Source organism: Slackia sp. CM382 (genome assembly GCF_000293015.1).
Classification (GTDB): domain Bacteria; phylum Actinomycetota; class Coriobacteriia; order Coriobacteriales; family Eggerthellaceae; genus Slackia; species Slackia exigua.
The window spans coordinates 93,667-112,030 of record NZ_ALNO01000018.1; the positions used below are offsets into that span (position 1 = coordinate 93,667).

Consider the following 18,364-nt stretch of genomic DNA (forward strand, 5'->3'; position numbering starts at 1 on the left):
AGGACCTTGCCATGAAACCGTACGATACCTCGAAACACACCGATCCTGAAGACCTGCAGGTCTTCGATACATCTACCCCCGTGACCACGAAGAGCCTGATCGCACGAGGATTCTTCTCCGGAAGCGGCATTGCCGTCATCATGCTCGTCCTCCTCATAGCCATCGGTTGCGCGTTCGATGGAATAAACCAGGACGAAATCATGTGCCTGACCATCATCGCCGCCGGCGTTGCAGGCGGCCTGCTCCAGCAGCTCTGGTTCAACTTCCGTCTGAACAGCCGCATGGGCTATCCGACGCGCCTTGCGGGCTTCGGACTCACCTATTTCGCGGTGCTGGCCGGCTGCGCGTACATCGGAACGTGGCTTCCGACGGACAACCCCTGGGCGTGGGCCAGCTTCGCCGTGACATTCTTGGTGATTCTGGCAATCGTCACGGCGGTCATCACGCACTTCATCAAGCGCAACGGCGCCACCTATAACCAGCTGCTCGCCGAATACCGCAAGAAGCAGGAAGCCGAACGCCATGAGTGACGCACGTAACGCGACCTCGTAATATCCCTCTGATTCGCTTTATAAACGGCGACGCGCCTCCCTGGCGCACCGCCGTTTTTCATGGCATCGGATCGCACATCCGAAAGCACGCAGAAAAGCCCGTTGGAACTTCTCGCATGCACCGCGCGCTTCCCCGTGGCGAATGGCGTAAATCGATGCGTTAGTATGACGACGTCATCAAACGGACGGATAAAGGAGCGCTCATGACGGAAACCATCGCCATCCCCTACGACAACGGAAACATCGACCAGCATTTCGGCCATGCAGCCCAGTACAAGATCTACGATGTCGAAAACGGTGCGATCGCGGCCTCGCGCGTCATCGAAGACGAAGGCGAAGGACATGCACGCAAGATCGCAACGATGCTCGGCCTTGGGGTGACGACCGTCATCTGCGGCGGCATCGGCATGCCCGCCATCGAGGGCATGCAGAAGAAGGACGTCGAAATCTATACGTCCATTTCGGGCGATGCCGACGAAGCCGTCAAGAAATACCTTGCGGGAGACCTCCCCCATATCATCAAAGGCCACACCCACGGAGCCGGCGGCTGCCATCACGAGCACTAGGTCGAGAATTCCGAGGATGCGATCATGAAGCCGTCGGAGCTATTCGCATACGTGAAAGAAGCCTACGGAACCGAACCCGAACGCATGTGGACGAAATGGCCGAACTACGCCGTGCTGCGAAACGATGTGAATCGCAGGTGGTACGGCGTGGTCATGGATGTGCCGCCCGGCCGCCTAGGCCTTGAAGGCACCGAGCCCGTCTTCATCCTGAACGTGAAGGTCGATCCCGACGATGCGCTTGTGCTCCGCATGTCCTCGGACATCATGCCCGCATACCACATGAACAAGAAGAACTGGGTATCCGTCCGCCTCGACGGCGAGCTTCCCGATGCCATGATCGAAGACCTCATCGATATGAGCAGACGTCTTACGTCGTAAGAAGGAACGCGGCCCCGAGCATCCACCGCTCGGGGCCGCGCCTTCTCTACGACCAGCCTCCCCAGAGGAAGCCGGCGAAAAGCGGCATGTCGCCGCCTTCGGTTCACGGACGCGGGCCGCCGCAATTGCTGCAGAAGCCGCCCGTGTTCTGGGTACCGCACGTCGGGCACGACCAGGTGCTGGGCGTCTCGGGCTTCTGAGCGCCGCAGTTGCTGCAGAACTTTCCGGTATTCTGCGTGCCGCAACCGCAGGTCCAACCATTCGCCGCTGCAGGTTCGGGCTTGGGCTTTCCGCAGTTGCCGCAGAACTTGCCGGTGTTCTGCGTTCCGCAATCGCAGGCCCAGCTCCCTACTGCCGTTGCCGCGCCTGCAACCGCGCCGAATCCGCCGCCAGGCGCCTGGGCGTACTGACTCTGCGGAACGTTCGGCTGCCCGCCGCCTTGGCCGTAGAGGCCCTGGGGGTTCATGCCGCCGATAGCGTTCGCCATGCCCATGCCCATGAAGCCCATCATGGCGCCGTTCTCATTGGAAGCCGCCATGCGCATGGCATCGCTCTGCGCCGCCGCGATGTTCGCGGCCGCCATCGTCGGATCGCGCATGACCGCGGCCTTCTGCAGCTCCTTGATCATGGCCTCGTCTTCGGGCGATGCCGCGATCGTGTTCACGCCGAACGAAGCGACTTCGATGCCGCGCAGGTCGGACCACTTCTCGGATAGGACCTCGTTCAAAGCCGCGGAGAGCTCTTCCGTATGGGCCGGAACCGCGCTGTAACGGACGCCCATGGCGGAGATGCGTGCGAACGCCGGCTGCAAAGCCGTCAAAAGCTCGCTCTTGAGCTGGGAATCGATGTTGTCGCGCGTATAGGGCTCCTCGACGTTGCCGCATACGTTCTTGTAGAAAAGCATCGGATCCACGATGCGATACGAATACTCGCCGTTGCAGCGCACCGATATATCCACGTCAAGGCCGATATTGGCATCGACCACGCGGAACGGCACGGGAGAAGCGGTGCCGTACTTGTTGCCCACGATCTCCTTCTTATTGAAGAAGTAGACGCGCTGGTCTTTGCCGGTATCGCCGCCGAAGGTGAAACGCGAGCCGATGCGCTCGAAGGTCTTCAGGAAGCGATCGCCCAGACCGTCCTGCCCGAAGAAGAGCGACGGTTCGGTCGATTTGTCGAAAACGAACTGACCCGCCTCGCCGCAGGCATCTACGATGGCTCCCTGCTCGACAATGATCATGAACTGGCCTTCGTTGACCGCGATGATCGAACCGTCGGAGATGATATTGCTCTCGCCCTTGGTATTGGAGCTGCGCCCGCGATCGGATATCCGCTTGACGCCTTTCGCCGCCAGCACATCGGGGGGAAGCGAATCGCAATAGAAGAACTCGCGCCAGGTATCGGCGAGCACGCCGCCCAACGCCCCAGCGCCTGCCTTCAGAAGTCCCATGTCATTCCTCCTTTTTCATAAGGCTTCCGATAGAAGCCGGTTTCACGGACGCACCATGCCGTCAGTCAAGATGTCTGCTCGACCGCCTCGTCTCGATGAACGTGTCCTGCGATGCGGAAAGCTCGAGCCCGTCCGCATCTATGTATTCGTGCGCTTCGCTCCGTTCGCGCGCGGTCTTCATCTGCGAGTAGAACACCGCACAGATGGACGCCGCCCCCACGATAGGAAGCCCTATGTCCACGAGCATGCTCGCAAGCGTGTCGTCGAACTGGAGGAACCCGAAATCAAGCCCTGACAGAACCATGCAGAGCACGGCGAAAAGCCCGAAGAACCAAAGCACGACCTTTCCCCATGACACGGGCAGATCGCCCACGAGGCGTCCGGTCTGGCCGTTCATGGCGAAAAGGTAATCTCCGTCCTGCCAACGCGTATGCAACATCCAGACCGGGAAGAGCGCCTGGGAGACCGATTCCATGCGCACCTGCGCATCCAAGGACCCCGACCGCACCTCATCATAGCCGCGCACGGATGCGCGCAGCTCGTCTTCGAGCGACTGCCGCATGCGTCCATGCACGCGCGATGCGCACGCCTCCGCATCCTCGTCGAAACGTTCGGCCAGGTATCCTGGCATGTAGGCGAGCGAGAACGGCACGAGGGATCCGTAGTCGAACGGTTCGATGGCATCCATGTGTCCGTTAGGCATCTTCGCCGACGCATCGGCAGGAACGCGCGTGAAGCCGACTTCTCCGGCGCGATAGACGGAATAGATGTCGGTCTCGGTTATCTCCTCGTCCCCGGAACGATGCGTGCGAACGTTGCGCGCTTCGAAGGTCTCGCTTCCCTCGGCCGTCCCATCGTATAGCCAGAACGGCACGTAGACCCCCTGGATGTGCTCGATGCGATTGGCGTCGGCAAAGTCTTTCGGAAGGAACCGTTTCCCCTTGTAATGGGCGGTAAGCGCCGCGGTCGCCGCAGCCTTGTCGACCTTGAACGGGACGACCAGGTCGGGACGCGCCGTCTCGACGAACGTGCCTGGCACGACCGCGGTATTGCCGCAGTACGGGCACTCGGAAACCGCCGTCGTCGCGTCGCAGGTCAGACTTGCCCCGCACGACGAGCAGGTGAACGATCGAAGTCCCGCGCGCTCCGATTCGTTCCATGAGGCGCGCGAAAGAAACGAGGCGATGGGATCGTCTGCGCCGTCGGCGCCCTGCGCATCGACGGCCTCGGCGATGACTTCGTCGGTCAACGCAACGGCTGCGCCCGATCCAGAAGCCATCTGCTCGTATTCGCTCAGAGTCCCCGCCTCGGCACGGCGCGAGGCCTCTTCGGCAGATGCGTCGGCCGATGCCTGCCGCGCGGCGTAGATCGCCTCTATGTCGGACGGAAGATGCGCCGTCCCGCAGAAATCGCATACGAGCCTGCCGGATGCGCCGTCGTAGCGCATCGTGCCCCCGCACGAGGGACACTGGTAATTGACGGATTCAACGGCCATGAAGCTCCTTTCGGCTGGAGAGGGTCGATCGGATGCGCAAGGCGCAATGCGAAGCTCGGCCGTGCGCGATGGAACCGCATTCATTATAGGCGCTCCGCGCACGCGACGAGCAATCGTTCTCGGCTCACAATTCCGCCGTACACGAGCCTACGCGTCCTAAACCGTCCATGCCGTGCACGATACGACGAAGACCCTGGGCACTCGCGAGAGGCTCGTCATGGCCAGTGCGCTCACGGACGACATGATGAAGGGGACGCATCGCATGCGAGCTTTCCATCGCGGCATTCCTGGTCGCAATCGACATCGCCGCGACCGAAGAGAATACCCTGTTCAGATGCCATCACCTATTTTCGGGTAGAGAAAAATACCCAAATGCGCGCGATGCAGGCAGCCGAATCCATGCCTATCGTCGAATGCGTTGAAGCCGTGCGCCTCAAGGAAGCGCATGGCATGATCGGATACGCATCGAGATTGAAAGAAGCCCGATGCGCGAGGAGGGAAACGCATGAAGACATCCATGAGCCGTCGCGATCTGTTCAAGTTCGGCAGCGTCGCCGCCATCGGAGCGGCCGGCGCCGCCAGCCTTGCCGGCTGTGCACCGAAGCAGGCGAGCGAAGGCGAGAAGGAAACCAAGGCCGCGTCATGGCGCGACGCTCCCGAACCCATCGCCGACATCGCGGAAACCGTCGACTACGACCTCGTGGTGGTGGGAGCCGGCAATGCCGGCCTCATGGGCGCCATGACCGCCCAGCAGCAGGGTTTCAAGGTCGTCATCATCGAAAAGGGCCAACAGGTCGCCTCGGCACGCGAGGCGGTGGGCGCAATCGGATCGCGCCATGCGGGCGAGCACACCCCCGACATCCCCATGCTCATGAACCACGTGCGCAAAACCCAGACCGGCGACGTGAACATGGCGCTCTGGCGCACCTGGTGCGACAAGTCGGGCGAGTTCATGGATTGGCTCGAAGACACCGAAACCCCTGCCGGCATGACCTTCCCCTTCGAATGGCATGCACCCGACGACCCTGAAGCCTACTACCCCGCGATGTGCACCAATCCGGTCATGGGCGACTTCAATCCGCAAGGCCCCAATTACGGCGCGTACCAGCACCTCGAGGTCATGCGCGATCTCTTCCTCGAAGCAGGAGGCACGATCGATTTCCTGACCACGGGCGAGCAGCTCGTCCAAAACGAATCAGGAAAGGTCACGGGCGTTCTCGCACGTTTCAACAAAGACCAGTACCGCCAGTACAACGCGGCGAAGGGAGTCATCGTCTGCACCGGCGGCTACGGCGCGAACCGCGAAATGGTCGAGGATCTGTGTCCCGACGCCCTTAAGTACTGCACCAGCACCGCAGCCACCACGGAATCCGGTGACGGCATCCGCATGGCGCTCTGGGCGGGCGCATACCTGGAAGAAGGCGCAGGCGCCATGGTCTGGAACCGCGGCATCACCGATGACACCGAGCAGATCGGTCCCGACATGGGCATGCCGCTCTTCCTTCCCGCAAGCCAACCCTTCCTGCGCGTGAACGTGCACGGCGAGCGCTTCATGAACGAGGATTCCACCTATCCCGAGATCTACGCCCAGGGCACGCGCCAACCCAAGGGATTCAGCTGGCAGGTGTTCGACGGCACGTATTGGGAAGACATCCAGCGCTTCGACACCGGCGGATGCTCGCGCCTGGCTCCCGCCCCCGATGGCAGCGCGTTCAACGCCGACGTGTACGATCTCGAAGCCATGAGCAAGGATCATCTAGACAGTTTCTGGATGCAGCCGCGCCTCGACGATGGCACGCTCAAGAAATGCGACACGCTCGAGGAACTCGCGAAGACCATGTTCTCCGATGAAGCGGACCAGAAGGCCTTCCTCGCCACCGTCGAGCGCTACACAACGAGGTCATGGCTTCAGGCGACGTCGATTACGGCAAGGCGGCCTATCGATGCAGCACCGTCGATACGGCTCCCTTCTACGCCATCCGCACGACAGGCAATTTCCTCGTGACCATCAACGGCATCGTGACCGACGCCGACAGCCGTGCGCTGCGTCAGGACGGCACCGTCATCGAAGGGCTCTACGTCTGCGGCAACGACCAAGGCGGCTTCTATCCGCACGGCTATCCGAGCGAATTCACCGGCGTCAATGCAGGACGCTGCGGCTGCTTCGCACGCATCGCCGCCAAGCATGCCTGCGGCATCGCCTGACGAACCGTCCCTCTGCGGGCAAAGCAGGCGACGTGCATCCCTCCTGCACGGCGCCTGCGTGCTTTCCTCGCATGACGAATCGCATCTCGTTCTCATCAGGAAGCGGGATGCGATTCGTCGCATGCAGCCCATCATCTTGCGGTGTGGAGAAACCCGAAGAACCACGCGCCTATATGATGCAAGATAAGCATGCATGGCCGCCGTCGTCGCGCCCGTTCGATCCCTCTTGCGTCAAAGCGCCAGATCGAGCAGCTCTTGACGGGAATGGACGTCGGCCTTCACGTAGATATGCTTGACATGCGTCGCCACGGTATCGCGCGAGATGGAAAGCTCGTCGCGGATATAGGGCACCGATCGGCCGCGCATGAGCAGGACGAACACCTCGGTCTCGCGCTGGGTCAGGCCGAATTCCGCCGAAAGCTCCGCGAGCCGATGCTCGGATGAGGATGCGTCGGTCACGTCCGTCGCCACGGCGACCGTGCCCGCATCGGCCGAAAGGTCGGCATTTGCGCTGCACGGTCCTTCTCCGCCATAGGCGGCCGACGAAGCGGCACCAAGAGAGCCCGCACCCTGCACGAACGTCGCCTCCTCGGAAGCCGAGCTCGGAACCTTGAAACACGAATCGTCGCCGAGCACGAGCATGGTGCAGAAGACCAGTGCCACGATGCTTGCGATCGCAAACGTCGCGAGCGCACGCTCATCTGCAGCCACGAGCGGCGAGAACCAAAGCAACGCAATGACGCCCAGCAGATCGCCCGCATGCACGCAGACCCATCCCCATCCATACGACTGCGTCGCCGTGGAAAGCCCGCGCGCGGCGAAGCGCGCGAAGTACATCTGGGTTATCGTGCAAAATGCGAAACGAGCGGCGAGCGAGATGCCGTTGGCGATATAGGGACCGAACGAATCGCCGTATACGGCGAGCGCCGCGAAGGCCGTTACGAGAAGCGGGCATATCCACCGGAACACGAACGAAACCGATATCCGCCGCGGGCCTGACACCGAAACCATGCCCACGACAAGCATCAGCACGGCCGCGGCGATCATGACGATTTGAAGCCCCGACGCATCATCGGCCGGCTGCGCCCAGAATCCGCCGGCGACGCAGGCGAAGAGGCATGCGATCAGCACGCCCCAGCCGCTGCGCCCGAAGAGCCTCGACACACGCGCAGGCCTCGACAAGAGCCGATCATGCGCCGCAGCGGCATCGGAAGCATGCAGGGCATCGGAGCCTTCGAGAACCTGCATGCGTGCAGCGCCTGGCAGAGAACGCTGCAGCATGGCAACGGACGCGACCGGAAGAAGCGCGACGAATGCGATGCCCACGACGCCCGACATAGATGAAGCGACAAGGATGACCACGGCCGCCGCCAACGCCGAAGCCGGCGCATGCAGCTCAACATCTTCTTGAGACAACCCCGCATACCGAATGCCCCAGCCGACCCAGAGAACCGCGCTTCCCATACCTGATCCTATGGCCCCGACCCCGTACGCGACCGGCGCGAGCGACTGTCCCAAAAACAGAAGCGGCGTCGATGCGCATGCCATTGCAGCGGATACCCAAAGCACGGCCGGATGATCTACGACGGCACCGAGGCGTCGCTCCACGAACACGAGAGCCGCAAGCGCAGCGATCGCCGACAGCACGGGAAGCACGGAGAGCGCCGATCCCCTGTTGGATTCAGCGAGGACGGCGGGGGCGAGCGATCCCATGGCATTCAGTGCGACATCGGTATAGAACGTGCAGAACACCCAGGCAAGCAATAGTCCCCAACCCAGATATCGCACGCGAATCAAATGCAGCTCCTCGAGCACATGACCCCCTCGATCCTTCCTGCCGCCGATCGCACGAAACGCCTTCCCGCGCGCACACGGAAAGAAACGCGATCGGCCCGAATCGACATCCGACTCGGGCCGATATCCTATCACGCGACGAGGATCCGCCGCACGCCGTAAGCGAAAGCGCCATCAGGGCGCCCAGCAGCGCTCCCGCAGCAATCAAGGCGAACCTCTTCATGAGGCCCCTCCTCCGTAGATCGAGTCAACGCCGCATGCATGCGGAACCTTCTCGCATGCACCATGTCACATGGCACTCTAGGCGCAGAGCGCCTTAAGTAAGGATCAAAAGCGATGCGGACGAGCGTCTTTCGGCCCAAAAAAAAAGGGGGGGGGAGCGACGATTCCGTTCTGCGCAGAGCGGAATACGGAGACGCATCGAGAGAACCGATGCCTCCCGAACGGATAATCGACGTTAGAATGAACATGAAGTGAAAAGCCGCATAGGGCAAGAAAGACGGCCTGCGAAGGCACCTGCCGTATGAACGAAAGGAGCAGGCAATGGAATTCATGAAGCTCGCCGCACAACGGTATTCCGTCAGGAAGTTCTCGGACGCTCCTGTCGAGCCTGAAAAGCTTTCCGCCGTCCTTGAGGCGGGAAACGTCGCACCGACCGCGAAGAACCTCCAGCCTCAACGTATCTATGTCCTGAACAGCGCGGAGGCGCTTGAAAAGGTGGACGGCCTCACACGATGCCGATTCGACGCCCCGGTCGTGCTCCTGATCGCCTACGACGCAGACGAGGACTGGAAGAACCCGCTTGAAGAGGGAATCCATGCCGGGCAGCAGGATGCGAGCATCGTGGCCACGCATATAATGCTTGCGGCCACCGAGGCGGGGCTCGGCACCTGCTGGGTCAATCTCTTTCCCAATTCCCAGGCGAACGAAGCGTTCGGCTTGCCTGAATCAATTATGCCCGTGCTGCTCATGCCGATCGGCTACGCAGCCCCGGACGCGAAACCATCCAGACTGCACGACGAGCGCAAGCCCCTTGAAGAGACCGTAACGTATGTGTAGGGCCTATCGCGCCCGAACGTAGCAGTCGTAGCGGATCGTCTTGCCTCGCAGGCCATAGGAAGGCTTCCTGCCCGCGAGGAACGGCCCTTTGAGCGGACGCTTCACGACGACCTTGCGTGGACCCGCCGTCAAGGCGGCGTCGAGGAGCGTCGATTCGTCGTCGCAGGGAGCTTCGAGCCGCTGGATCAGCTGAAGCTTCTTCTTGGCCACGGCATCTTTGCGCCTCTCGGGAAACATCGGGTCCAGATAGACCACGTCGGGCCGCCGGCCATCATGCATCGCCTGGTCCAAAGCATCGAGCGCATCGCCTTGGACAAGGGTCATGCGCGCGACGATCCCTGCAAGCTCAGGATCCTTCCGTGCACGTTCCATCGCATCGACGAGCAGGGCTGCCACCACGGGGTTCCGCTCGAGGAGCGTGACCGAGAAACCGGAAGCCGCCAGCAGAAACGAATCCTCGCCCAGACCGGCCGTGCAATCCATGGCGACAGGCGCGGATGCCCCTTTGACGCGGCAGGCACGCACAAGCAGCTCCTTGGAAAGAACGCCTGCTCGCACGCGAGAACGCATGCGTGAAAAATCGCCGCGCACATCGACCCCATCGCGCGAAAGCGTCAAGCCCTCGACGCGCATATACAGATCAAGGCCGCATGCACGGGCGCATGCCTGTGCATGTTCGAGCCGATCGTCACGCATATCCGAGGCGCCGCTTCGTGCCATGGCAGGGCGGTTACGCGCGAGTCGTGCTCGAAGCAGCCGATTTTCCGCGCCCGAATTTCAGGCCGTCGGTCAGGATGTAGACGACCATGCCCACCGCAAGCAGCATCGGATAGAACAGAAACGGAATGATGGATACCGACGAGATACCCGCGATGCCCGCTCCGATCAGAAGCTGAGCGCCGTACGGGATGATCCCCTGACCGATGCACGACCATGTATCGAGCAGCGATGCCGCCTCGCGCGGAGAAACATCGTATTCCTCGCTGATCTGCTTGGCGACCGAACCTGCCATCACGATGGCGACCGTGTTGTTCGCCGCCGCGACGTCCAGCAGGAAGACCAGCAGGCCGATGCCCGCCATGCCGCCCTTGCGTCCATGGAAGTGCTTATGGATGAACTGCAGGATGGCCGCGAACCCGCCGTGCTGACGCATGAGCGCGCCGATGGCCGCGACCAGGATGGTCACGATCATGGTTTCGAACATGCCGGTCGCGCCGGTACCCATGGACGTGAACGCGCTCACGAAGGAAAGCGTGCCGGCGGCAACGCCCGTCAGCAGCATGAGCAAAATGCCGATCGTCAACACCAGAAGCACGTTCATGCCGGTCATGGCGAGGATGAGCACGACGAAGTACGGTACGGCGAGCACCGGGTTGAACTCGTAGGTGCCCACAGACGCAGGCGCCGAAGAAGACGCGACGACGGCGATGACGACCATGGAAACGAGCGCGACGGGAATGGCGATCTTCGCGTTCTCGTAGAACTTATCCTTCATGGCCGCACCCTGGGTTTTCGTGGATGCGATCGTCGTATCGGAGATGAACGAGAGGTTGTCGCCGAACATGGCGCCGCCGATGACGCTCGCCACGCAAAATGCAAGGTTCAGATCGGCATTCGCCGACACGGCGACGGCGATGGGGGCCAAGACCGACACCGTGCCCGTGCTCGTGCCCATCGCAAGCGAGATGATGGCCGCGATAAGGAAGAGCCCCGGAATGGCGAAGCTCGACGGAATGACCGAAAGCATCATGTTCGCCGTGCTCTCCGCACCGCCGGCCGCGCTTGCCAAACCGCTGAACACCCCGGCGAACAGAAAGATGAACAGCATGATGACGATGTTCTCGTCCCCGATGCCGCGCGCGCAATGACGGATCTTCTCATCGAAGGAAAGCGACCTGTTCTGCACGAGCGCCACGGTCAGGGCGACCATGAACGCCACGACGACCGAGATCACGTAGAAGCCCATCTGCCCGTCGATGGGCCTGACGTATTCGAAGTACACGCCCGACCCCAGATAGAGCACCAGGAACACGATTATAGGCAGCAGCGCGAACCCATTCGGTCCGATCGCCTCGCCTCCGGATTCCTGGAGGCGCGCCTCTTCGACGGCGGCCGTAGCGGCCGCGGATTCGGCCTGGCCCGTTTCTCTCTTCTCAAGCATCGGTCTCTTCTTCCCTCGTCTGAACATGAGTTTTCGCATTATGGCATACGAACGTGAACGAGGGGTTTCCAAGCCGTCGATTCATACGACGCATGCGGCGAACGCACGCTCTCCTCGGGCATCCGCTCGCCTCACATCCTCGACGTCGCGATTCACAAGCCGCACGCGGCGAACGCGCGGGCGGTGGCGATCCTCGAAAACGAGGACCGGGAAATACGAGCACGCTTCTTTACGCGTAGATCTCCCGCTCCACGACAAGGTCGTTCTTGATCTTTCCGACGAGCTTCTGCAGAGCATCCACGCAGTGCGGACGAATATCGGCGCCGATGAGCACGTACATGATGGAATCGCCCACCTTGAGCACGCCTTCGTTGAGCCACACGCGCACGTAGTAGACGCCTGGCCAGGTGAGTACTTCGGCAACGGCGGCATCCACGCCTGCCGCATCGTAGCTGAAATCGACCTGCGACACCTCTCCCAGACCTTCGACGCCTTCGCGCACCTGACGCTTAGGCGTGACGCGCACGACGCCGTTGTGCGTCAGGTACATGCCGCACTGCGCGGCGCTTGGATCGGCCTTCGCTTCTGCGAGCCATTGATCGATGGACGGATGCTCCTTCGGCATGTTCGTGCTCCTTCTGTCATGCGAAAACGACTGCGATGCATTCGATGCGAACCGGATGTTCGGTCCAACGATACCACTCCCCCGGCAGAATGGATGCGCCGCAATGCTCTACCGCATGCGACGCATCGCATGCAGACGCGAAATGCACAACGCCCCATGGCGCCCGACGGATATGCGTGCGCGCGGCACATAGCGCTCGAAGCGTACGTGCGCAATGCCTAGCGCTTGGAAGCAACACGCCCCACGCGCTGCGCGCATCATCGGTCTTCACGCCGAGCAAAAGAATAATTCCTTCTATTTCATTCTTTTTGCAATATATATTTGACACTATGCAATGTATATCGCATATTGCTCGGTAATGCACGATATATCTTACAGACGAAAGGCGGGCATATGGAAGGGCAGAAGAACCTTCGCATGAAAGCCGCCCGTGCGGCGTGCGACATGTCGCAAGGCGATCTTGCCGCGGCCGTAGGCGCCACGAGGCAGACCATAGGGCTCATCGAGGCGGGCGGCTACAACCCGACGTTGAATCTCTGCATAGCCATCTGCCGTGCGCTTGGGTGCACGTTGAACGACCTGTTCTGGATCGAGGGGAAATCTCATGACTAGCTTGATGAAAACCTGGAACGATTACATGAAGCCCGCCGACGAGCGCGAGGAAACCGAGGGAGATCGCGCGTTCAAGAAACCTTTCTGGTTCCTCATCGCAGGCATCATGGTCATCGCGTTCTATCTGATGTCGTACGTGCAGCTCATGGACGTCCATCATCTCGACATCATGACCGAAGAGGTGAAAGCCGCCTTGAGCGCGGTCGTATCGGCGCTCTTCGCATGCATAGCCATCGCATGCATCGTCGTGGCGAATACCCAGCAGGCAAAGGGGATCTATTACGGATCGAAGTTCGGCCATAACGCCTCGTTTCCGCTCGGATTCACCCTCGCCTATTCCGCCGGATCCGCAATCGTCTTCTCCTGCGCCCTCTCTGCCGTGCGCACCATCGCCGAAGTGCAGCTCGTAGGATTCGAGCAGGCATATCTGCTGGCAAATTTCCTTATGGGAGCCGCATTCGGCATCTTCGTCTTCGGGTTTGCGGTTCTCGCCCTTTTCCTTGCCTGGTCGCAAGCCCATAAAGCCGCAGAAGCCTTGGCGAGAGAGCTGGACGACTGACGAGAGCCCAGAGATGACAGGCGTGCGGAATCGATAGCGCATGCAGCTGTCCTCATGCCCGCATCCCCGGCATGTCCTCCGAAGCCCGCGCGACCCCATCTCCGCATAGGCCGAGGCACAAAACCGCCTTCGGGCGTCCTACCCCAACATGACCATGCAGAGGAAGGCGCCAATCACCATGGTCATGAAGACGATGACGGCGATGCTCGCGGGAATGAGCCTGCGCTTCCAAACCGACACGACGGCGATCGTGTCGATGACGTCGAGCACGAAGCAGAACTGAAGGGCGATGTTCACAAGCATCATGATGACGCCCATCTGGCCCGACCGCCGAAGGCAGATGAAATACGCGAGTCCCCAAGGGACGAACGAAAGAAGGATCAGATAGTCCACGAGCATGAAGAACAGGGCGCCGAAGGGGCCGGTGAAAAATGCGAGCACAATGCTCGCAAACACTCCGAACATGAAGAATCCCAGATAAAACGGCACCGTCGCATACCGCACGATGACAAGGGACCTCATGAGGTATTCCTCATACGCAGGGGACGTATGCACGAACGCCCAGATGGCATTGATCAACGCGGATACAAGATACAGGACGATGATAAGGTCGTACGGCCTGTCATCGTCATTGGCGCCCATCAGGAAAAAGAAGCAGAACAGCAACGCAACCTGGACGATGGGAAATGCGTACCACCAAACCGCATAGGGTTTCTTCGGGAGTGTTCGGACGTCTTCCGGTGAAAGAGTCGAAATCTGCTCTTGCATGAAGCCTCCTCGCGCGGCGATGAATCCTGAAACACCATACCACGCGCGCGGGAAGAAGAGATCCGATTCAGCGACGATCCCCCTCCCTTCCGCATGCGACATGAAACGAAGCGCATGGCACGTCGAATGCGTTCGCATTATCCCCTTTTTAGTTCAGAAACCCTGTATATCTGAACTAAAACGAACGAAACGCACCGAATGCGGTTCAAGTTCAATGAATCATGGTATTCTTCCGTGCTAGTTCAATTTAACCACTGAACTACGGAAGGATACGCTCATGGAGGAAACCTTCGCATCCCGCCTGCGCGAGGCGATGACGGCCGCGCGATTCAAGCAGGTCGACCTTGTACGCACGGCGCAGATACAGGGTCGCAAGCTCGGAAAAAGCCAGCTCAGCCAATATCTGAGCGGCAAGACCACCCCTCGTGCCGAAACGCTTTCATTCCTCGCGGAAGCGCTCGGCGTCACGCAAGACTGGCTTCTGCGCGGAACGACGGAGGCAACGGCAAAGGATTCTTCTTCAAGCATGCCGACGCCCGCCTCGACGCACAGAGCCGAAACGCCCGGAATCTCGCATGCCGTCGGCCGCACGAAAACCGTACGATCAACCTCTCGCCTATCCCCCGATACGAAATCCGCTCCCTCGGCGACCGCCGAAGCCGAAGGCGCGCGGCGTCTCTTCAGGAAGTCCTCCAAGCTCGACAATGTGCTCTACGACGTGCGCGGACCCGTCGTCGACGAGGCGAACCGCATGGAGGAGGCCGGCACGCACGTTCTGAAGCTCAACATCGGCAATCCCGCCCCGTTCGGCTTCCGCACGCCCGACGAGGTCGTCTACGACATGGCACGCCAGCTTCCTGACTGCGAAGGATATTCCGATAGCCGCGGACTGTTCTCGGCCCGAAAGGCTATCATGCAGTATTCCCAGCTCAAGAAGCTTCCGAATGTCACCATGAACGACATCTACACCGGCAACGGCGTCAGCGAGCTCATCAACCTCTGCATGCAGGCCTTGCTCGATTCGGGCGATGAAATCCTCATTCCCTCGCCCGACTACCCCCTGTGGACCGCATGCGCCACGCTCGCGGGCGGAACCCCCGTACACTATATCTGCGATGAGCAGGCCGACTGGTATCCGGACATCGACGACATGCGCGCCAAGATCACATCCCGCACCAAGGCGATCGTCATCATCAACCCGAACAACCCGACCGGCGCGCTCTATCCTCGAGAAGTCCTGCAGGAAATCGTCGGCATCGCGCGCGAGCACCGGCTCATGATCTTCTCCGATGAAATCTACGACCGCCTGGTCATGGACGGCGAAGAGCACGTGAGCATCGCTTCGCTCGCTCCCGACCTGTTCTGCATCACGTTCAGCGGGCTCTCGAAATCCCATATGATCGCCGGCTACCGCATCGGCTGGATGATCCTCTCGGGCAACAAGCGCCTGGCCGAGGACTATATCCTGGGCCTCAACATGCTGTCCAACATGCGCCTCTGCTCGAACGTCCCCGCACAGTCCATCGTGCAGACGGCCCTCGGCGGACACCAAAGCGTCAACGATTACATCGTGCCCGGCGGACGCATCTACGAGCAGCGCGAATACGTCTACAACGCCCTTAAGGACATTCCCGGCATCAGCGTGGTGAAGCCGAAGGCCGCCTTCTATATCTTCCCCAAGCTCGATGTGAAGAAATTCGCGATCGAAAACGACGAGCGGTTCGCGCTCGACCTGCTGAAGGAGAAGAGGATCCTCATCGTGCACGGCGGAGGATTCAACTGGCACGAGCCCGATCACTTCCGCATCGTCTACCTGCCCCGCATCGAGGTCTTAAGCGAAGCCATGGAGCAGATCGGCGATTTCCTCTCGTATTACCGGCAATAGTGCAGGGATGGAAGGCAGGATACGCATGCGTACGAACGCAGTCCGCATACATCGCGCGACGTCGGATACGACGGCAAGGGGCGCAGCAGACGAAATAGACGCTGATACGCGAAGCTCGGACGACGAGGCAACGGAAGCCGAAATCGAAACGCAGGAGCCGGCGAAGCCTGCGCATGCGCTGCGTGACAAAATCATCGCGATACTCTGCCTCGTGGTTACGGCGGTCCTCTGCGTGAAGGCGGGGCTCATGATCGCGGCATCCGACAGCAATTGGACGGGAGGCATCATCCCCATAGCCGGCCTCGCCTTCATAGCCTGGCGCGTCTGGCCGCGGGCCGAGGAATAGACGCGGGAGTGCTTCTCGTTATCCAGTCGTCCAAGAATCGCCTGCATCTCTCCAATCGTATGCGGCCTTAGAATGGTCCTCCTTGGATCATGAAATATTTCACCTGTTCAGATCAATGCAGTTTTCGCGTAAGTAAGAAGCAAGTTGCGCTTCTGTACGACCGCCGGTCACAATGTCCTGTATCCAAAGATAGATTTCGTTGTGTTCGATATCATCCGGGTCGCCGATATCGAAAGTGATCCCGGCCTTGTAAAGCATGGCGAACGTGACCTTGGTCGTGGTCCTCTTATTCCCATCAAAGAAAAGATGGTCCTTTGCGAGATGGGTCGCAAACCCTGCCATCTGCTCGAAAATATCCTCATACCTCTTGCAGGGAGGGACTTCGAATATCGTGCAGAAGAAGGAAGAGATGACGGGCAATATCCTCCCAATCATCTCTTCATCGGCCACGGAGTCAGGTTCGAACCCCTTGCTTCCGATCAGTACTTCGGCATGGGCGTCTATTATCGTCGCAGCAAGTTCCTCTTCCCCGCCATCGTAGCAGGCGGCGGGGAAGAGGTCGCATGAGGACATCAAGCGTCCTCGAGCATACGAAGGGCATTTGGCCACTTCTCTTCAACGCTTCGCAGGCCCGCAGCGAACGTACGTTCAAGATTGAACTCAACCTTGACGTCGTCGGAGGCGAGTATGTCGGCGACGGTTATCTCGACGTTATGCCGGCCTTCAACGTACTTGTTGCGCCATGCGCCACCCTCGCGATGCGTAAGGTCGACGAGATCGAACGCCGTAAGGAAGCCGTATTTCCCCGCCGTTGCGTCAATGATTCCCATTTCGTCTGACGATGCTGCAATTCCCCGCAAATCCACAACATAGGAAGGTATCGTTGCTCGTCTATAATCCTTGAAAACATGGTACACGGCGGGCTCGACAGGGCCGTACGCCCACGCTTCAATGACATCGTCGAAGAGCGGCTTGGAGGAATCGGCCTTGAGGGCTTCGACCTGGGCTAGATAGACAAGCTTGTTGAGGCTAAGGTTGGTGATCTTTATCTCGTCGCCGTAGTTGGCTACGAGAATGTTCGCGACGTCGAGAGATTTCATGGCTGCTTCTCCTTCCCGTCGTATTCACTTTGTTCGAGCGAATTATATTACTCGCGGTACGGATCCCAATCAACGATGTACGCCAGAGGCGCGGTTAAACGCCACAAAAAGAAAGACGGAAAGCAACATCGTCTAAATTACAGTTCGCGCTTCTGTCGTTTGCGCTTGTGTATGACGCCGTTTCGCGCAGTCAAACAAGAAAGGTGACGCATGCATTCTGATAAGAAGAATAGAGGCGCAGAGAATGGCGATCACATCTGTTAATCATCGGTTAATTTCATGAGAAAATATGAGGAAATATGAGCGATTTTCACCGTTCCGTTGTAATCGCAACAAACTGAAAACAGCCTGCCACCTGGTATTATCCAGGTTGCAGGCTGCGAACGCGTGGTGGAGGCGCGGAGAATCGAACTCCGGTCCATACCAGCTCATCCCCGAGGCTCTACAAGCTTAGTCTGCATTCGATCTCGAGCGCATCACGCCTGCAGACAGGCTTGATGCGTCCATGCCGGTTCCGTCTTAGCGCACGACCATACCGGTCACGTGACGTGCGAGCGTTCCCCGGAATGACGTCGCGCCGGGATGGGGAAAGGCCCGGGTTGACGAGCTGCTATAAATTAAGCAGCAAGGGCGTACTGCCCAGAGTAGTTCTTGTTGCCAATTAACTTGACGGTACCCCTGTTTATCGTGGCGAGGAGACCACGGCCTGCTCTTCGGTTCAAAACTGCCATGTCGAAACCGGTCGCCCCCAATATGAGGCTTCGGGCGCGGCGCACCCGCGCTTCCCGCCCGAAGGGTTCGACGGCGTTC

Annotated in this window: 19 protein-coding genes and 1 other RNA gene; 10 read left to right on the forward strand and 10 right to left on the reverse strand. The window is 60.1% G+C overall.

Annotated features, from left to right (window positions below):
• Positions 1-11: 11 nt before the first annotated feature.
• From HMPREF1155_RS07445 to HMPREF1155_RS07455, 3 genes are all read left to right on the forward strand, one after another.
• A complete protein-coding gene (locus tag HMPREF1155_RS07445; RefSeq protein ID WP_009079045.1) occupies positions 12-530 on the forward strand; it encodes a hypothetical protein in 519 nt (172 codons plus the stop codon).
• A gap of 224 nt (positions 531-754) precedes the next feature.
• Positions 755-1,117 carry a NifB/NifX family molybdenum-iron cluster-binding protein gene (locus tag HMPREF1155_RS07450; protein ID WP_009078874.1) on the forward strand — a complete coding sequence of 121 codons (363 nt, stop codon included), beginning with the start codon at positions 755-757 and terminating at the stop codon, positions 1,115-1,117.
• 24 nt (positions 1,118-1,141) lie between these two features.
• A complete protein-coding gene (locus tag HMPREF1155_RS07455; protein WP_009079001.1) occupies positions 1,142-1,495 on the forward strand; it encodes an MmcQ/YjbR family DNA-binding protein in 354 nt (117 codons plus the stop codon).
• 103 nt (positions 1,496-1,598) lie between these two features.
• Here the strand turns inward: HMPREF1155_RS07455 and HMPREF1155_RS07460 are convergent, their stop codons facing one another.
• Complete coding sequence (locus tag HMPREF1155_RS07460; RefSeq protein ID WP_009079118.1) at positions 1,599-2,945, reverse strand: SPFH domain-containing protein; 1,347 nt, start codon at positions 2,943-2,945, stop codon at positions 1,599-1,601.
• Between the two features lie 61 nt (positions 2,946-3,006).
• A complete protein-coding gene (locus HMPREF1155_RS07465) occupies positions 3,007-4,440 on the reverse strand; it encodes a hypothetical protein (RefSeq protein WP_009079021.1) in 1,434 nt (477 codons plus the stop codon).
• A 505-nt stretch (positions 4,441-4,945) separates the two neighbouring features.
• On the opposite strand from HMPREF1155_RS07465, the gene HMPREF1155_RS07470 reads away from it, so the two are divergent.
• Together HMPREF1155_RS07470 and HMPREF1155_RS09130 are read left to right on the forward strand one after the other, a co-directional pair.
• Positions 4,946-6,445 carry an FAD-dependent oxidoreductase gene (locus HMPREF1155_RS07470; RefSeq protein ID WP_009078932.1) on the forward strand — a complete coding sequence of 500 codons (1,500 nt, stop codon included), beginning with the start codon at positions 4,946-4,948 and terminating at the stop codon, positions 6,443-6,445.
• Complete coding sequence (locus HMPREF1155_RS09130; protein WP_238319148.1) at positions 6,343-6,645, forward strand: FAD-binding protein; 303 nt, start codon at positions 6,343-6,345, stop codon at positions 6,643-6,645. The genes HMPREF1155_RS07470 and HMPREF1155_RS09130 overlap by 103 nt, the downstream gene beginning before the upstream one ends.
• Positions 6,646-6,876: 231 nt before the next feature.
• Here HMPREF1155_RS09130 and HMPREF1155_RS07475 read toward each other — a convergent pair whose 3' ends face one another.
• Positions 6,877-8,433, reverse strand: coding sequence for a LuxR C-terminal-related transcriptional regulator (locus tag HMPREF1155_RS07475; RefSeq protein ID WP_238319157.1), 1,557 nt, complete (start codon positions 8,431-8,433; stop codon positions 6,877-6,879).
• Between the two features lie 549 nt (positions 8,434-8,982).
• On the opposite strand from HMPREF1155_RS07475, the gene HMPREF1155_RS07480 reads away from it, so the two are divergent.
• Positions 8,983-9,498 carry a nitroreductase family protein gene (locus tag HMPREF1155_RS07480; RefSeq protein WP_009078936.1) on the forward strand — a complete coding sequence of 172 codons (516 nt, stop codon included), beginning with the start codon at positions 8,983-8,985 and terminating at the stop codon, positions 9,496-9,498.
• Between the two features lie 3 nt (positions 9,499-9,501).
• Here the strand turns inward: HMPREF1155_RS07480 and HMPREF1155_RS07485 are convergent, their stop codons facing one another.
• The 3 genes from HMPREF1155_RS07485 to HMPREF1155_RS07495 form a co-directional block, all read right to left on the reverse strand.
• On the reverse strand, positions 9,502-10,194 hold the full coding sequence (locus tag HMPREF1155_RS07485) for a class I SAM-dependent methyltransferase (protein ID WP_238319149.1): 693 nt from the start codon (positions 10,192-10,194) through the stop codon (positions 9,502-9,504).
• A 34-nt stretch (positions 10,195-10,228) separates the two neighbouring features.
• Positions 10,229-11,659 carry a Na+/H+ antiporter NhaC family protein gene (locus tag HMPREF1155_RS07490; protein WP_009078850.1) on the reverse strand — a complete coding sequence of 477 codons (1,431 nt, stop codon included), beginning with the start codon at positions 11,657-11,659 and terminating at the stop codon, positions 10,229-10,231.
• Between the two features lie 229 nt (positions 11,660-11,888).
• Positions 11,889-12,284 (reverse strand): molybdenum cofactor biosynthesis protein MoaE, encoded by a 396-nt coding sequence (locus HMPREF1155_RS07495; RefSeq protein WP_009078980.1) that lies wholly within the window; start codon positions 12,282-12,284, stop codon positions 11,889-11,891.
• Between the two features lie 393 nt (positions 12,285-12,677).
• Here HMPREF1155_RS07495 and HMPREF1155_RS07505 point away from each other — a divergent pair, with 393 nt between their 5' ends.
• The gene (locus tag HMPREF1155_RS07505; RefSeq protein WP_009078857.1) at positions 12,678-12,896 is read left to right on the forward strand and encodes a helix-turn-helix transcriptional regulator; all 219 of its coding nucleotides are present in this window, start codon (positions 12,678-12,680) and stop codon (positions 12,894-12,896) included.
• A complete protein-coding gene (locus HMPREF1155_RS07510; RefSeq protein WP_039993592.1) occupies positions 12,889-13,455 on the forward strand; it encodes a hypothetical protein in 567 nt (188 codons plus the stop codon). The genes HMPREF1155_RS07505 and HMPREF1155_RS07510 overlap by 8 nt, the downstream gene beginning before the upstream one ends.
• A 138-nt stretch (positions 13,456-13,593) precedes the next feature.
• On the opposite strand, the gene HMPREF1155_RS07515 is transcribed toward HMPREF1155_RS07510, so the two are convergent.
• Positions 13,594-14,223, reverse strand: coding sequence for a hypothetical protein (locus HMPREF1155_RS07515; RefSeq protein ID WP_238319150.1), 630 nt, complete (start codon positions 14,221-14,223; stop codon positions 13,594-13,596).
• Between the two features lie 277 nt (positions 14,224-14,500).
• Here HMPREF1155_RS07515 and HMPREF1155_RS07525 point away from each other — a divergent pair, with 277 nt between their 5' ends.
• Both HMPREF1155_RS07525 and HMPREF1155_RS07530 read left to right on the forward strand, forming a co-directional pair.
• Positions 14,501-16,108, forward strand: coding sequence for an aminotransferase class I/II-fold pyridoxal phosphate-dependent enzyme (locus HMPREF1155_RS07525; RefSeq protein ID WP_009078854.1), 1,608 nt, complete (start codon positions 14,501-14,503; stop codon positions 16,106-16,108).
• Between the two features lie 25 nt (positions 16,109-16,133).
• Positions 16,134-16,454: a hypothetical protein gene (locus HMPREF1155_RS07530; protein WP_009078999.1), complete on the forward strand. Its 321-nt coding sequence runs from the start codon at positions 16,134-16,136 to the stop codon at positions 16,452-16,454.
• 99 nt (positions 16,455-16,553) lie between these two features.
• Here the strand turns inward: HMPREF1155_RS07530 and HMPREF1155_RS07535 are convergent, their stop codons facing one another.
• The 3 genes from HMPREF1155_RS07535 to ssrA all read right to left on the reverse strand — a co-directional run bounded on the left by HMPREF1155_RS07535 (position 16,554) and on the right by ssrA (position 18,304).
• On the reverse strand, positions 16,554-17,027 hold the full coding sequence (locus HMPREF1155_RS07535; protein ID WP_050999285.1) for a Fic family protein: 474 nt from the start codon (positions 17,025-17,027) through the stop codon (positions 16,554-16,556).
• Positions 17,027-17,554: a Panacea domain-containing protein gene (locus tag HMPREF1155_RS07540; protein ID WP_009078953.1), complete on the reverse strand. Its 528-nt coding sequence runs from the start codon at positions 17,552-17,554 to the stop codon at positions 17,027-17,029. The genes HMPREF1155_RS07535 and HMPREF1155_RS07540 overlap by 1 nt, the downstream gene beginning before the upstream one ends.
• 388 nt (positions 17,555-17,942) lie before the next feature.
• Positions 17,943-18,304: a transfer-messenger RNA gene (gene ssrA, locus HMPREF1155_RS08930) on the reverse strand.
• Between the last annotated feature and the right edge of the window lie 60 nt (positions 18,305-18,364).

Coding starts and splice junctions, on each gene's coding strand:
- HMPREF1155_RS07480 (WP_009078936.1), top strand. CDS start 8,983: ATGGAATTCATGAAGCTCGCCGCACAACGGTATTCCGTCAGGAAGTTC.
- HMPREF1155_RS07455 (WP_009079001.1), top strand. CDS start 1,142: ATGAAGCCGTCGGAGCTATTCGCATACGTGAAAGAAGCCTACGGAACC.
- HMPREF1155_RS07450 (WP_009078874.1), top strand. CDS start 755: ATGACGGAAACCATCGCCATCCCCTACGACAACGGAAACATCGACCAG.
- HMPREF1155_RS07490 (WP_009078850.1), bottom strand. CDS start 11,659: ATGCTTGAGAAGAGAGAAACGGGCCAGGCCGAATCCGCGGCCGCTACG.
- HMPREF1155_RS07485 (WP_238319149.1), bottom strand. CDS start 10,194: ATGCGTGACGATCGGCTCGAACATGCACAGGCATGCGCCCGTGCATGC.
- HMPREF1155_RS09130 (WP_238319148.1), top strand. CDS start 6,343: ATGGCTTCAGGCGACGTCGATTACGGCAAGGCGGCCTATCGATGCAGC.
- HMPREF1155_RS07530 (WP_009078999.1), top strand. CDS start 16,134: ATGCGTACGAACGCAGTCCGCATACATCGCGCGACGTCGGATACGACG.
- HMPREF1155_RS07510 (WP_039993592.1), top strand. CDS start 12,889: ATGACTAGCTTGATGAAAACCTGGAACGATTACATGAAGCCCGCCGAC.
- HMPREF1155_RS07525 (WP_009078854.1), top strand. CDS start 14,501: ATGGAGGAAACCTTCGCATCCCGCCTGCGCGAGGCGATGACGGCCGCG.
- HMPREF1155_RS07495 (WP_009078980.1), bottom strand. CDS start 12,284: ATGCCGAAGGAGCATCCGTCCATCGATCAATGGCTCGCAGAAGCGAAG.
- HMPREF1155_RS07470 (WP_009078932.1), top strand. CDS start 4,946: ATGAAGACATCCATGAGCCGTCGCGATCTGTTCAAGTTCGGCAGCGTC.
- HMPREF1155_RS07445 (WP_009079045.1), top strand. CDS start 12: ATGAAACCGTACGATACCTCGAAACACACCGATCCTGAAGACCTGCAG.
- HMPREF1155_RS07515 (WP_238319150.1), bottom strand. CDS start 14,223: ATGCAAGAGCAGATTTCGACTCTTTCACCGGAAGACGTCCGAACACTC.
- HMPREF1155_RS07460 (WP_009079118.1), bottom strand. CDS start 2,945: ATGGGACTTCTGAAGGCAGGCGCTGGGGCGTTGGGCGGCGTGCTCGCC.
- HMPREF1155_RS07540 (WP_009078953.1), bottom strand. CDS start 17,554: ATGAAATCTCTCGACGTCGCGAACATTCTCGTAGCCAACTACGGCGAC.
- HMPREF1155_RS07535 (WP_050999285.1), bottom strand. CDS start 17,027: ATGTCCTCATGCGACCTCTTCCCCGCCGCCTGCTACGATGGCGGGGAA.
- HMPREF1155_RS07465 (WP_009079021.1), bottom strand. CDS start 4,440: ATGGCCGTTGAATCCGTCAATTACCAGTGTCCCTCGTGCGGGGGCACG.
- HMPREF1155_RS07505 (WP_009078857.1), top strand. CDS start 12,678: ATGGAAGGGCAGAAGAACCTTCGCATGAAAGCCGCCCGTGCGGCGTGC.